This window comes from Sphingobacterium puteale (genome assembly GCF_050986225.1).
In the GTDB taxonomy this organism is placed as follows: domain Bacteria; phylum Bacteroidota; class Bacteroidia; order Sphingobacteriales; family Sphingobacteriaceae; genus Sphingobacterium; species Sphingobacterium puteale.
Map to the genome: position 1 here is coordinate 6,159,205 of NZ_CP158959.1, position 14,354 is coordinate 6,173,558.

General features: G+C 44.0%; 10 protein-coding genes. 1 reads left to right on the forward strand and 9 read right to left on the reverse strand.

Features of this window, described 5'->3' with window-relative positions; translation table 11 throughout:
* Positions 1-146 precede the first annotated feature (146 nt).
* Genes ABTV71_RS25675 through ABTV71_RS25715 form a run of 9 tightly spaced genes read right to left on the reverse strand, consistent with a single transcriptional unit; the run spans position 147 to position 13,195 of the window.
* On the reverse strand, positions 147-3,467 hold the full coding sequence (locus ABTV71_RS25675; protein WP_433901540.1) for a glycoside hydrolase family 2 TIM barrel-domain containing protein: 3,321 nt from the start codon (positions 3,465-3,467) through the stop codon (positions 147-149).
* The gene (locus ABTV71_RS25680; RefSeq protein ID WP_433901541.1) at positions 3,445-5,661 is read right to left on the reverse strand and encodes a trehalase family glycosidase; all 2,217 of its coding nucleotides are present in this window, start codon (positions 5,659-5,661) and stop codon (positions 3,445-3,447) included. The genes ABTV71_RS25675 and ABTV71_RS25680 overlap by 23 nt, the downstream gene beginning before the upstream one ends.
* A gap of 3 nt (positions 5,662-5,664) precedes the next feature.
* A complete protein-coding gene (gene fucP / locus ABTV71_RS25685) occupies positions 5,665-6,957 on the reverse strand; it encodes an L-fucose:H+ symporter permease (protein ID WP_433901542.1) in 1,293 nt (430 codons plus the stop codon).
* Positions 6,958-6,968: 11 nt separating this feature from the next.
* Complete coding sequence (locus ABTV71_RS25690; protein WP_165309219.1) at positions 6,969-7,421, reverse strand: MaoC/PaaZ C-terminal domain-containing protein; 453 nt, start codon at positions 7,419-7,421, stop codon at positions 6,969-6,971.
* A 36-nt stretch (positions 7,422-7,457) separates the two neighbouring features.
* Entirely contained in the window at positions 7,458-8,531 is a 1,074-nt protein-coding gene (locus ABTV71_RS25695) for a Gfo/Idh/MocA family protein (protein ID WP_245971219.1), read from the reverse strand.
* Positions 8,528-9,751, reverse strand: coding sequence for an extracellular solute-binding protein (locus tag ABTV71_RS25700; RefSeq protein WP_433901543.1), 1,224 nt, complete (start codon positions 9,749-9,751; stop codon positions 8,528-8,530). The genes ABTV71_RS25695 and ABTV71_RS25700 overlap by 4 nt, the downstream gene beginning before the upstream one ends.
* Positions 9,744-10,886: a CaiB/BaiF CoA transferase family protein gene (locus ABTV71_RS25705; RefSeq protein ID WP_433901544.1), complete on the reverse strand. Its 1,143-nt coding sequence runs from the start codon at positions 10,884-10,886 to the stop codon at positions 9,744-9,746. The genes ABTV71_RS25700 and ABTV71_RS25705 overlap by 8 nt, the downstream gene beginning before the upstream one ends.
* Position 10,887: 1 nt before the next feature.
* On the reverse strand, positions 10,888-12,039 hold the full coding sequence (locus ABTV71_RS25710; RefSeq protein ID WP_433901545.1) for a CaiB/BaiF CoA transferase family protein: 1,152 nt from the start codon (positions 12,037-12,039) through the stop codon (positions 10,888-10,890).
* Positions 12,032-13,195 (reverse strand): ABC transporter substrate-binding protein, encoded by a 1,164-nt coding sequence (locus ABTV71_RS25715; protein WP_433901546.1) that lies wholly within the window; start codon positions 13,193-13,195, stop codon positions 12,032-12,034. Before ABTV71_RS25715 ends, ABTV71_RS25710 begins: the two co-directional genes overlap by 8 nt.
* A 380-nt stretch (positions 13,196-13,575) precedes the next feature.
* Between ABTV71_RS25715 and ABTV71_RS25720 the strand changes: the two genes are divergently transcribed.
* Positions 13,576-14,352 carry an IclR family transcriptional regulator gene (locus ABTV71_RS25720; protein ID WP_121120629.1) on the forward strand — a complete coding sequence of 259 codons (777 nt, stop codon included), beginning with the start codon at positions 13,576-13,578 and terminating at the stop codon, positions 14,350-14,352.
* Positions 14,353-14,354: the final 2 nt, after the last annotated feature.

Genomic DNA, 14,354 nt, shown 5'->3' on the forward strand with positions numbered 1-14,354 from the left:
TCTTGTTCTTTGAAGCTATCCAAAAGTTTGGACAACCTATTTCTTTCAATTTTGAATGTATCCCCTTTATTGCGTCATTTCAACTAGTTGACTACTACAGGGTTTAACTTTACTTACTGGATATCTTCCTACTAATCTTCATTTATTTAATTGTATTGCACAAAATCCTTGACCGATTGTTTCAAATCTGTCGGAATCAGATAAAAGGAATAGCTGTAGTCTTTTGCCGGAATTTGATATTTTTCCAACGGTTGCGACACATCTGTCCAGGTATCATTTCCGCCAACACCCATCTGCTTTAAATCGACATTTAAAGTGATCTTATCTTCTTTTTTCAATTTAAACCAGTGTTTTGCTTCGACGATCGCTTTTTGTGAATAAGACCATGCACTCATATACAGCGGCTGCTCGCCGACAACCAAAAGACCTGCATTTTTATTTTGAAGGTGCATCCAACGAACATCCATCCGATTTCCGTTTTCCTGTGGATAAAGATAATGCTCCATGAATTGATCGATGTTCATGTGGTAAACACCAAGATCAAAACCATAAGCACGATCGGGATAGTTTTCCATGGGCCCTAAGCCATAGTATTGGATATCTTCAAATGTGGGATTGATCCCCATTTGGAGCCCAACTTTAGGGATATTAGGTAATCCAGCCTTCACCTGCAGCTGGTAATTGACGAACACAATACCTGGATTTTTCACCGTATAGATCACTTTTACCTGTGCGGAATCACCTGCAAGGGCGTACAATGTCTGGATTTCATACCCTTGATCTTTTTCCTGCGCGTTTACTGACACTACTCTTGGCGCGCCATACCAGTATTTTAGTTTTTTATCCGGTTTCCAGCCCCGGCGGTCATTGTCCGTAGCTGGTCGTGTGAAGCTTGGTCGAATGGCATCTTTGATAATTTCCTGCCCCTTGTAATTAAACGCAGTCAAACTTCCGGTCGATTTGTCAAAGCTAGCCTGAAAAGCGTTACCCCTGATCTGATACTGATCGGCAGTTTCTGTCTTTACCAATTTGTTGCCTTTGTAGGATAAAGGTCGTAGGACATTGGATTGATCCTGCAATCGGATCTGTGATGAAGACACAACAAATCCTGCTGGCGCCCATGAAGTCGCTTCCCGTAAACGGAACTGGATATCAAGCTGATATTCCTGATCTGCGGCACGTTTGAAAGGTAAATATTTGGCAAAGCTTACCTGTGCAGAATCGCCTGCGGCTAAATCGATAACCGATATCGGCACTTCTTTTACCAGCAGCCCATTTCTGCGAAACAATAAGACGGCATCGTAATGATTTAGGTTGAGTGCCGCTGATCTATTTTTTAGCTGTACCATGATCTTTTGCGCATCAACCAAAGTGACCTCTGCAGGCTGATAGATCCGTTTATTTTCATACATCGCCGCTTTTGGCCGACCCCAGGCATCCGTAATACCATTCAGGCTAAAAGCACCATTGTGTACCTTTTCACCAAAATCACCACCATAGGCCAATACTTTACCATAAACAGAATCCTTACGGATCAAGGCCTGATCCTTATAGTCCCAGATAAAACCACCGATCAAACGGGGATGTGCACGAAAGATATCCCAGAAATCAAGAATGTTACCGGTCGAATTGCCCATGGAATGGGTATACTCAACAAAAAGGATCGGGCGATGATCGCCATTATCCTGATTTAAGAGTAACGAGGGGGTGAAAATACCGGGATAGAATCGCGATACCATATCAACATAATATTGATCTTTTATATTTTGTAAACGATGGGAGTGATCGTTGGATTTTGGATAGCGTGGATCTGAAGGATCAATATAGCCCGGTAGCTGATGGCTGCCCATGGCCGGTTCGTAATGTACTGGGCGCGTAATGTCAAAATCATGGATCCAAGCCGCCATAGACGCCGTGTTCGGACCTCTTCCAGATTCATTTCCTAGCGACCAAATAATAATGGAGGGATGGTTCTTGTCACGTTCTACCATCCGCGTAACCCGTTCGTTGAGTGCCGCCAGCCAGGCCGGATCGTTCATCAGCTTTCCTCCTAGACCATGTGTTTCCATATTGGCTTCATCCATCACCATAATACCATAGCGGTCACAGAGTTCATAGATATAAGGGTCATTGGGGTAATGTGAGGTCCGAATCGCATTAAAATTAAATTGCTTGATCTGACGAATGTCGGCTTCCATATCTTCCCGTGTCAATGCCTTTCCACGTTCAGGATGGTGATCGTGACGGTTGACACCGTATAGATAGGTGGTTTTGCCATTGATCAAAAGTTTACTGTCTTTTGGAGAAAAAGCGATACTCCGAAACCCGACTTGACAAGTCTTCGCTTCCAACAAGCGATTTTTCTTATCGTAAAGGGTCAGTACCAAACGGTAGAGATGAGGTTCTTCCGGCGACCATTTCTTTGGATTTTTGATCGTCGTTTCCAATAAACCAAACTTCACGTTGTCCAACCTCGGATAGATTTCATCAAAGATGGCTGAAGCATCTTTCTCTAGTGGTTTATCGAGAATAGGTTTATTATTGCTATCATACAGTTGTGCTTTGAGCGTAAAACCGTTGATGCTGTCGCCTGAAAAATTATCGACTTTTGGGCGAAGCGAGAATTTGGCATCTTGATAATCAGCATCTAAAGTGGCCTGCCAATGAAAATCAGCGATGCGAACTTTCGGTTCAGCCATCAAAAATACCTCACGGTGAATACCGCTCATGCGCCAATGATCCTGATCTTCCAGGTAGGAAGCATCGCTCCAACGCAGGACTTGGACAGAAATACGATTTTTACCTTTTTTAAGGTAAGGTGTCGCATTGAACTCGGATGGTAAACAGGAATCTTCCGCATAGCCTACGTAGTTGTCATTAATCCACAACTGATAAGCTGAAATAACCCCGCCGAAATGTAAGGTGATATTCATTCCATCCCAGGATTCGGGCAATTCGAATGTTTTTTGATAAGACCCGACACCATTGTACTCTTTGGGAATGCGCGGCGGATCAATTGGACTAAATGGATAGACTGCCGAACGGTAAATGGGGATATCATAACTTTTCATTTCCCAATTGGAAGGGACCTGTATTTTGTCCCAGCCTTTGACTTCGGATACATGAAAATCTTGAGGTGCATCGGCCGGTTTAAAGGCAAATTTAAAATCCCATTCGCCATTTAAAAAGAGCATTCGTTTATTGCTTGCCCGGTCATTCTTCAAAGCTTCTTCCACTGTCGCATAGGAATAGCCCGTGGCACGTGAGGGATCCCGATTGACCGATGTAATCATCGGATTTTCCCATGGTGCAGCGATTTGTCCATTCGGCACTGGCGGGATGACCGCAGGTTTTCCATCAACCGTTTGTGCCTGTACCGAAATTACTGACAATGACAACAACAGGGCAACACCCAGCTTGGATACGACTATTTTTTTATATAACCTAGTTTTTGTAATCGACTTCATATGCTATTCCTTTTTCCAAGACGAGCTCATAGTCGTTCCCTGAAATATGTTTTACTTGACCTTGTTTTACACGTGGAACTGTTTTGCTTTGCAACTTGAGCTTTCCTGTTCCAATAGGCGATTTAATCTTGATTTTATTTTTTGACACGTAAAGTTCGATCTCACCCAGAGGTGTGGGCACCTTTCCTTCCATCCATTCCAGCGATGCCAGATAGGGTCTGATTTCATACTGTGCGTAGCCCGCCGCTGTAGGTTGCACACCAAGATAGTACTTACCCAGCAAATAGATCGGGCTTGCTCCCCACGAATGACAAAGGCTCTTGCCAAAATCTCTTCCATACATCGCATAGTGCTCGGCTCCTTTTTTCGCTGGATTGAATTCTTCCCAGAAGGTCGTCGCACCAAGTTTTAGCATACCGCCCCAATAGTCTTTCATTTCTTTCATCACATAGTCCTTTTCACCAAGTTCACACAAAGCTTCAAGTTCATAGTAGCGCATATAAGGTGTGGTAATCTGTTGTACTTGATCATTTAACAAGACATTAGCCTTCACGCCTGCCTGTTGCTGTTCATTCAGATAATTAAAGAAAATCGCAAACATATTGCTGTAGCGTGTCACGTTATCGGTTTGCTTACCATCAATACGGCTATGTGCAAAGGCTTTTTTCTGATCGTTCCAATAATAGGCAAATAGCTTATCTTTGAGTTGTTTCGCTTCTTGTTGATAGTGCCGGTTGTCTGTCGGTTCACCAACCAAATCGGCACACATCGCCATGGTTTCGAGACTACGGCAAAGCAATAATTGTTCAAAGCTCACTTCCCCTTGCTTGCTGAGACCTTCGGCCCAGTCAATAAATACCCAATCGCCAGCTAAACCTTTCATCAAACCATCACTATTTCTTCTATCCAGACAAAACTGCATCAGACTTTTCATTCGTGGATAGATGCCCGCTATAAATTCTTTATCACCGGTATAGCGGTAATAATCAGCAATGCTCAAAAACCAATAGAAGGTATAGTCCATGATGGTGTTGATGTGGCTGATCGTCGGTTCTTTACCCCGTAAGGCTAAAATCGTTCTTTTGACGGACTCGGAATCAAAGCCCAAATAGTAATTCATCGCATAAGATTGGTAGGCATCACCGCTCCAGATCCAGCGATCGCGTTTGATACCGTCAATGAAAAACTCACGTGTGGTTAACTCCATGGTATATTTGGCAACATCCCATATCTTGTTTAATTCATTGTCTGAACTGCGAAAGAATCCGCGATCTGCAACAGGTAAGTATTCGTACTGCATGGATACCTGGTCGAATTTCACCGTTCCTTCAGGTTCCAGGTAGACAAAACGGAAGGCTTTGGAAAGGTCGAGTGTACTGTCCTGTGGTTGTTGGTTGTGTACCTCAAGTAAATCGATGGTCTCGCTGGTTTTAGTTGAAAGTGCTTCTTCACGGGATTCGCCATAATAGATGTTCAGGTGACCTGTCCCCACCAGCTTATGCAGGGTAAGAAAACCAAATGTATTTTTTCCGAAATCAACCAAGAGACCTTTACCTTGTTTTTCTTGCGAAAGCGCTTGCTTTGGCTTAACAGGCAATTTAAATGCGGATGGGCGAACTGTTGGTTCATCAAAGTTCCATTTACCAGCCTTAACATAGGTTGTTCCAGATTGATCAGATGCTTTGCCTGTCTCGTCTATCCATTCCTTATCTTCATACGTTACGTTCCAGTCACTATCCGTCGTTACAGTGTTTCCAGCTACATACAGCGCTGGCACGTTCCCCTGGTTATAGACTTTGACGTTGATCTTTTGCTTTCCTTTTTGGAGCTTCACCTTATCGGGTGTCCCATGAAGCATTTTTCCATTGATCTTCACGTTATACTTACCTTCGGCATAAATACGGATTTCCTCCGCTGCCGGCAAGTCAAATTCTTTACTGAATTCGACCAGCACATAGTGACTGTCCATCTTCCAGAAAGGCGGGAAAAATGTACCTCTTTCGGTGCGGCGATTTTGCATATCGTTGCTCAGCCAGACCTCATAATCCCCCGGATACCAAATCCAGGTGCTCTTATGTTGCGCGAATGATGTCGTTGTGGTGATAAGACATGCTATCATTAAAATAATTTTATTCATATGCAATGATGTATTTTTGTAGGTGCCCCGGGGAGCTTCCAATTTATTTTTGTGCATGGCCTATGTTTTTGCAGGTTTATATCCATTGAGCGCGAACCACAGTATGACAAGGTAGCAGGTTAAAGGGACACTGTATCCAATCTTTGTATTGTCATTGGCGGCATCAATAAGCATTCCTGTTAGGAATGGAAATACTGCGCCACCGACAATGGACATGATCAACCAAGAAGAGGCTTGTTTCGTCTCGTTCCCCAGCCCCGCAATACCCAGGGAAAAAATTGTTGGAAACATGATTGACATAAAGAAGCCAAGTCCGCCCAACGCATATAAGATCACCATTCCCGTCCCCGAAATGGCAACAGCTGCCAATACTGCGCAGCAAACAGCATAAATTGCCAATAAACGCTGGGCTGTCGTATAACGCAACAATAGGGTACCGACAAAACGTCCGCCCATAAAGAGCAAACCATATACACCTAGGAAATACCCCGCAGTCTTCTCATCGACACCGGCTCCCTGCTGTGCCATACGAATAAAAAAACTGGTCACACAAACCTGCGCTCCAACATAGAAAAACTGTGCGATTACAGAAAAACTCAAATGCTTATGCCGAAGTACTGCGAATAAACCAGAATTTTGCACCTTTTCTCCTTCCTTCTTTTCACCCTGAATTTCAGGCAGTTTAACAAACAAAAAGACTAACGCTACGACTAACAAGATTAAACTTAATATCAAATAAGGCATTTTTACGGAAGACGCTTCATGAAGCAGATACGCTAACCGGTTGCTCTCCGACATAGCCGCCAGTTCCGTTTCTGAATAGCTCCTACCCGACAAAATAAAGGTAGTACCTGCAACTGGAGCGACCATTGCCGCCAATCCATTAAAGGAGGCCGCCAAATTAAGCCGATGTGTTGCTGCTTCGGGCTTACCTAAAACTGCAGCATACGGATTAGCCGCTGTTTCCAATAAGGCTAGTCCACAACCAATAATAAATAATGCCAGCAAGAAGAGCTCATACATACGGTGATCTGCCGCAGGGATAAATAGAAATGCACCTACGGAGAATGTAACCAGTCCTATAATAATGGACAATTTATACCCCCATTTGCGCAAAACATAACCCGCCGGCAGTGCCATAATGAAATAAGCGAAGAAAACTGAAGTATCAACCAGTGCCGACTGGCTATTATTCAGCTGACAGGCTTTTTTCAAATGCGGGATCAGCACACCATTTAAATTATGAGTCATACCCCATAAGAAAAATAGGCTGACAATCAGAATAAAAGGAAGCAGATAGCCTTTACTAGATGTCTCTGTTAACTTGATTGATGATTTTGTACCAATTTCCATATGCTTATCGGTTAAATTGACGCTTCCTTGCGTTTTGCCAATAGGATATGGTCTGCGACCAACACCACCACACCATGTTGATTGATAATTTCAACATGTTCAACTACGGTACCAAATTCAGGCTTTTTTGCATCGGATTTTTCAGAAATAGTCACCTCTGCGTGGATGGTATCGCCAATAAATACGGGCTTGACAAAACGAAGGCGATCGTAGCCTTTGGAAAACGCTTCCGGATTAATAACTGAGGCCGTCAGTCCGATACCGATTGCAAAGATCATTGTGCCGTGCGCAATACGTTGTCCAAAGGGTTGGGTCTTGCACCATTCTGCATCGAGGTGATGGGGGAAGAAATCGCCTGTATGTCCGGCATGAACAACAAAATCTGTTTCGGTGATCGTGCGGCCCAATGTTGTCCGTTTATCGTTTAATATATAATCTTCAAAAAAAATAGATTCGAAATGCATAATTTAATTTAATGTTGGTTTTAAGGCTTTGTTTCTTTACCCCTTTGCTATGGGTTGCCCCCCTTGGGCACTGCTTTGATAAGCAGCCTCTACAACGGCCATGGTATGGATTACATCTTCAACTGCGGCTGGTAATACCGCTATTTCACCCAGTTTAAAACGCATCAAGCTGCCCATGCTGCCAATGAAAGCATCGGGAAACCAAGTTCCCTCGATCGGGTAGGTCACCCATTCCGGTTGGCTGCCGTCTGTTGGCTTGATACAATATTCAAACACATCAGATACCCCATGCGGATAATCCATCAGCAAACCCATTGTCGCTTTGATAGCCCCCTTGGTACCTTCCCATTTGATATAGCTTTCTTCATGCTTTGGCCCGAATTCGTGGTCATGGTTGGTATTGACAACTGCATGCAGGGTATCACCATAGTCAAATAATAAGGTTGTCCTACTGGAGGATAAATCTTTAGCCGGGTGTTTTAATGTTTTTGCATAAACCGATTCAGGATTGCCCAGAAAGGAGCGAATCAAATCGATATAATGGACACTGTGATAAAGAATTTCCAAGCGTGGGTGTACCATGACATGGGGAAAGAGCTGCCAAGGTGTATGCACCGATACGCGTACTTCCATATCGTAAAGTTCACCGATATAGCCTTGCTCGATCAACCAACGTGCGGCGTTTACAAATGGTGCCTGCCGAAGCTGACAGTTGATTGCAGCTACCAAGCGTTTACGTTGGCAGACTTCCAATATCGCTTGACTATCGGTATAATAATCGCCCATAGGCTTCTGAATCAATACAGCCGCACCATTGGGTAAGGCCTCCAAAGTCTCGATAAATTTATTCGGCATAATGGTTACATCATAAACCGCGTTTTCAGGAGCTTGTGCAACAGCATCTTCCACCGTATCGTAAACATATGGAATGCCAAATTCTACTGCCAATGCTTCTGCTTTCGCCTTTGTACGATTGACAATACCATGCACATGAAAACCTGCCTTACGGTAAGCCGGGAGGTGTGCATCTTTCACTATACCACCTGCGCCTATAATAATAATCGGCAAAGCAGTCTGGGGCAAAATCGCTTTATAAGGGATATCTATCATAACCATGCATTTATTTTTTCCTGTGCTTTTGTTAACAATGAAACACTACTTTCATCGGTCTTAATCGCAGCAATTACAGTATCATCGATGATATGTGCAATCTGAGGCCAATTGGCCAAGCGCGGTAATGTGCGTGCAGTATCGTGCAATTCCGCCAATTTATTATAAAAGGGTATCATCCGATTGATTTCGGAATCATACCAGGTGGAGTAACGACAACCTACTCCTCCTTCAACGGTGAGCAGCTTATCTTGTTGGCGTCCGACTGCAAAACGTATAAAGTCATAAGCCAACTGCTTATGACGACTACCTTCTGGAATTGCATACAACCAATACACATTTAATGAGGGGGACATCCCGCCTTCTGCCGAAGGAATAGCTGCTACATCCACCTTACCTTTTACTGCCGAAGTGGTATCAATCTGTGCCCAGGATGCAAAACCAAACCAATTGACCATCATAGCTACTTCACCCCGCGCAAAGGCAGCACCAGCCTGCACTGATTCATAATTGGCCGATTCGGGATGCAATCCGCTATCCTTTATAAATAAGCTACGATAAAAATCCAATGCGTCTACAGCCAATGGCTGATCCAACTTAACAGGTACGTCGCCTTGCTGCAAATCTCCACCGCGGGACCAAAGTTGAATACAGAAATCAAATACCGCATTATGTCCATCCGGATAGCCAGCAAACACTGTCCCGTACAAGTTATCTTCCGGCCGCGTAAAAAATGCTGCAACAGTCATAAAATCAGGCCAGGTTTTTGGGACGGCCAAAGGCTTTCCGTAGCATGCCTGAAAACGCGCTTGCTCTTGCGGATCTTCGAATAAATCTTTTCGAATAACGAGGCATTCGGGACCATCATGAAATGGCAAGCCAAATATTTGCTCGTCAAAACGCTGTAAAGCTTGTAAGCTTTCTGACCAAGCCCCCTTCAGGTCTTCCGGTGGATTTTGTACAATCATACCATCCAGTGCCGACAAACCCTTGGTTTCATAGGCACGTGCAAGCCAATCGGTATTGATGTGAATGATATCCCAATCGCCATTATTAAGGCCTTTCTTTTCAAAAAAAGCTGCTGTCAATTCCTCTAAATCCAGCGGAACAAACTCCATCTCCACCTCCGATGGATATACCTCCTGATAAGCTGCCCAACATTTCTCCATGGCACGCTCAAAAGGTTCAAATTTTCGCACAGCAAAACGTAATTTATCCATACAGTTCCTCCAGTATTTTAGCGGTGTGCTCACCTAGTTTGGGCGAACCTTTTGTGGCGGTCAACCGCTCGCCATCGATGCGAATCGGGCAACGGGTGGTTTCATAACGGAAGCCGTCGCCCATCGTTACTTCCTGTAGCATGTCTAGCACTTTAAAAGCATCGTGGTCGGTCAAACGGCGCCAATCCAATACATCGGCGCACCAGATATCCGCTGCTTCCAGTATCTCAAGCCAATGTCTGGTACCTGCTGTCGTCAGGTGCTCGGCTAAAATGGCCTTAATGGTATCTCTCTCCCGAAAAGCTTGCTCTCCGTCAGAAAAACCTTCTAACAAATTGCAATTCAATAATTTACCAAGAAAAGGAATGGACCCCATCGCAAGGGCAAGAAAACCATCCTGCGTACGATACACCCCATAAGGTGCTGCCAAATATGCATGTGCATTGCTCACCTCGCTACGTTGTGGCAACAATTTGCCATCACGAAAATAGGTTGTGACGGCCTCAAACTGTATATCCACAGCAGAATCCAACATGCTGACATGAACATGCGCTCCTATCCCTTGCATCGCCCGACGGTACAGGCAGGCCAATACGGCACTACATAGATTGGATCCAGCAAACATGTCCACAATGGAAAGTCCCATGGCTACTGGACCATTATTTGCATCGCCACTCAACCAAGTCATCCCGGTAAGCGATTGCAATAATAAATCCTGGCCAGGCCGCTTAACCCAGGGTCCTTCTTTTCCATATCCCGAGATCTCTCCATAAATCACCGTCGGATTGATCTCTCGGACACCTGCATAGTCAAAGCCCAAACGTTCCATGACACCTGGACGAAAATTGTGCAACACCACATCTGCCCGCGCGATTAAATCACGTATAATCTGTTTGTCGGATTCGCTTTTCAAATCCAACACCATACTTTCTTTATTCCGATTAATGGCATGAAACACTGTTGAAGTACCATTCAATATCGTATCAGAGGTATATAGTTGCCTGCAAATATCACCCGTTTCTGGTTTTTCTATTTTTATAACCCGTGCGCCTAAGTCAGCTAGCCGTAAACTTGCTAATGGCCCGGATAAAAATTGACTAAAGTCGACTACGGTATAACCTGCTAATGGTAACATATTAATTTTCTAAATAATCGTGAACAATTGATGCCGTATGCTGGCCCACTTTTGGTGCAGGTTTATCCGCATATAAACGTTTTCCATCGATCTGGTACACGCTACGGGTGGTGGTCAGTGCGGTGCCATCTTGTAAAGTGACTTCCTGCAGCATTCCAGCCTCCTTAAAACCCTGCTCCTCAAAAAAACGATGATAATCGTTGACTGCACCACACCAGATCCCTTCGGATTCCAAACGGGATATCCACTCGCACGTTGTCTTTTGACACAATACGGCAGCAAATTCTTGAAGTATTTCATCACGTCGTGAAAACCAGGTTGCAGCGTCTTGATAGAACTGTCCAGACAAGCCTATGGTTTCTGCAATATGCTTTACATTGCCCATGGCCAAGGCTAGATAGCCATCAAGGGTTTTGTAGAGTCCATAAGGCGCACTTAAATAAGCATGGCCAGCTCCTCTAACCGTCGACCGCTGAGGCAGCTTGCGGCCATCGTTGACATGTGTGGTCAGCATTTCAAACTGCATATCCAACACAGATTCAAGCAAACTGACTTCAACAAGAGCTCCCTGTTGGGTATGGGCACGTTTCAACAATGCCGCCAATATACCTTGTGTCAGATGTGTGGCACAGTACATATCCACCACGGCCAATCCAAAAGGAACCGGCCCATCCTGTGCACAGCCCGATAACCAGGAAAGTCCCGACAGCGACTGCACGAGTAAATCCTGCCCTGGTTTTTTTGCCCATGGACCTTCATTACCGTAGCCCGTTACTGTGGCATAGATCATTTTTGGATTGATTTTCCGTACGCTCTCATAATCCAAACCGATCTTTTCCATCACCCCCGGACGGAAGTTATGTGTCATTACATCGGCTTGGCGGATTAATTTTTCAATATTTTCCAGATCATTTTCATCTTTCAAATTGGCTGCATACGATTCTTTATTTCTGTTGATGGTATGAAAGACCAGGCTGCTCTCATCTACAAAAATATTTTTAATCGCAATCTGCCGCCCCCCTTCGCCAGCCCCCGGACGTTCAATTTTGACGACTCGGGCACCGAGATCCGCCAAACGCAAGCCAGCAGTTGGCCCAGCCATAAATTGTGAAAACTCGAGGACCAAAAGTCCTTCCAGTGGTTTATTATCCATGATCTTCTTTATCCACTAATGATTCCAGATACATCGCATTCATCTTGTCCAAAACTGCCTTTTCGTCGCCGCCATCCCTTAGATAATCAACCACGATATCACCAGCATGATCCTGAAAATAAAGATGTCCATCATAACGCGGACGCAAATAAGCCCGATCTAATGCGGGTAGTGTGTTGCTAAAATAATTGGCCGTAGCGGCATTTACTTGCTCATTTTTCCAGGCACGTAAATGTCCAGGCTGGCCGCCATTTTCGACATATAGCGTTTCCTGAACTTCCGGTGTCGCGACAAATCGTGCATAATCCATGGCCACATCAATATGCTTGCACTTTGAGGATACTGCCAGCCCCGCACCACCAAGTGTGCTGATCATAGGCGTACCATTTAATGACACTAAATCATGAAAATACAACACCTTACGTGCATAACCTGCCCGAGCGTAATTCGAATAACCATAGGCAAATGGACAGTAAGCAATTTCATCACGCTGCGTCATTTCTTCAAACACCCTAAATGGATTTTTATCATAAAATCCGGCATCCAGTTCATCCGCAAGTGATTTGAATAATTTTAAGACCTTTATTCCAACTGCGTCGCTGATTACCTTTTCGTTATCTTGGCAAGGCTCTTCACCCAAAGAACAACAAAGACCGTAAAAGTGCATCAAGGAATCAATCGGCAACAGCGAAAATCCGACTTTTCCGGTTTTTGCTAGCGCTAAAACATCTTCAAATGTACGTGGAAGTGCCACTTGCAAGGCCTGTAAAAGATCCGGACGACTTGCAGCCACTGGTGTTGCAGCATCCGTAGCCAATGCCCATTGCTTTCCAAGAAAGTTATAGCTTTCATGAGATTTCCCAACACTATTAGCACGCTGATCTGCCAAAAAATCTGCGGATAGGTAATCATCAAATGCAGCGAGCATCCCCTTCGCGGCAGCATGTCCCGTCCATGGATGGTCAATAACCAATAGATCGTATTCCATTGCCAAATCTGTCACTGATTTATCAGCAAATTCCTGTAAAGTCCGTTTTGTCCAAACAATTTCAACTGCTGGACATAATTCTTCATAACGCTGCGCAGTCGCAACCATCGGTACAAAGCCTCTGGTATGCCCCCAGGTAATCCCTTTTAACTGGATTTTCTCTGTCATTGTGTATTCATTTATTATTTTATGTTGTCTTGTCGAAAAACAGAGCAACTGTAACTATCATCTTATGATCAAGGTCTATTACCGATTCCTCCTTAAAAACGCCAAAATACAATAGTGGAGTCACGGCTATTTTATCCTATTTCGTTTCGCTATTGATCTGATAATATAGCCTATGCGGAACAGTCCTGTTTTTAATTTTTGATATTATTGTTTATAATCTTTTCCCTTGTCATGCTTTTTCCCAAAGAAAAAGCGGTTTATAGTATTCAAATATAAATACAATATTTGAATATAAAAATTTAACATGCTTTTTTGAGAAGCTAAAAACTCATAAATACTTTTTCTATCTTTAGCCCGATCATTTGTTAGCAAAACATATTATGATAGTAAATAGCTCCGATAAATATAAAGCACCAGCGCTCGAAAAAGGATTGCAGATTCTTGAATTTCTGGCCCTACAACCAACAGCACAATCCCAATCCGAGATCGCCTTGGGCTTGCATCGAAGTCCCAATGAAATCTATCGCATGCTTGCATCACTGGAGTCCAACGGGTACATTCATCGTGATCCAATTTCATCTAAATATTCGCTTTCACTGAAGCTATACTATCTTTCACACCGGCATTCCTTTGTAGAGAAACTACGGGCAACGTCATTACTACCGATGCAGAATACGTCCAACGAAATCAAGGACCCCTGTCACCTCTGTGTTATTTACGATAATCAGGTCATGGTCATCGCTTACGCCAGAGGTTCGTCGCCCATCAGCATCATGATTGAGGAAGGCAACCTCTACAACACGTCCCAGACCGCGTCTGGAAAGCTCCTTTTAAGTTTTTCCGAGGCTAAAAAAAGAAAATCCATTTTAGAAGCCGATCCCTATTACCGCAGTTTGAAGAAAGCAGAACGTCAGCAATTTGATAGCGACCTAGCCGATATCAAACGCAAAGGCTTTTATGAGATGCCCAGCGCATACGCCGAAGGCATCATCGATATTTCTGTTCCCATCGGAACCAGTGAAACAGGCATCATCGCCTGCCTCACGGTTTCAAAGCTCGTTCGACGTCAAATGGGGCAGAATATACCCACCGAAACTATTGTTGAAAGTTTAAAAAAATGCAGATCACAAATTGAATCCAATCTAGGATTAACTTGACA

Excerpts from the sequence above, each read along its gene's own strand:
- ABTV71_RS25675 (WP_433901540.1), bottom strand. The coding sequence starts at position 3,467 with ATGAAGTCGATTACAAAAACTAGGTTATATAAAAAAATAGTCGTATCC.
- ABTV71_RS25680 (WP_433901541.1), bottom strand. The coding sequence starts at position 5,661 with ATGCACAAAAATAAATTGGAAGCTCCCCGGGGCACCTACAAAAATACA.
- fucP (WP_433901542.1), bottom strand. The coding sequence starts at position 6,957 with ATGGAAATTGGTACAAAATCATCAATCAAGTTAACAGAGACATCTAGT.
- ABTV71_RS25690 (WP_165309219.1), bottom strand. The coding sequence starts at position 7,421 with ATGCATTTCGAATCTATTTTTTTTGAAGATTATATATTAAACGATAAA.
- ABTV71_RS25695 (WP_245971219.1), bottom strand. The coding sequence starts at position 8,531 with ATGATAGATATCCCTTATAAAGCGATTTTGCCCCAGACTGCTTTGCCG.
- ABTV71_RS25700 (WP_433901543.1), bottom strand. The coding sequence starts at position 9,751 with ATGGATAAATTACGTTTTGCTGTGCGAAAATTTGAACCTTTTGAGCGT.
- ABTV71_RS25705 (WP_433901544.1), bottom strand. The coding sequence starts at position 10,886 with ATGTTACCATTAGCAGGTTATACCGTAGTCGACTTTAGTCAATTTTTA.
- ABTV71_RS25710 (WP_433901545.1), bottom strand. The coding sequence starts at position 12,039 with ATGGATAATAAACCACTGGAAGGACTTTTGGTCCTCGAGTTTTCACAA.
- ABTV71_RS25715 (WP_433901546.1), bottom strand. The coding sequence starts at position 13,195 with ATGACAGAGAAAATCCAGTTAAAAGGGATTACCTGGGGGCATACCAGA.
- ABTV71_RS25720 (WP_121120629.1), top strand. The coding sequence starts at position 13,576 with ATGATAGTAAATAGCTCCGATAAATATAAAGCACCAGCGCTCGAAAAA.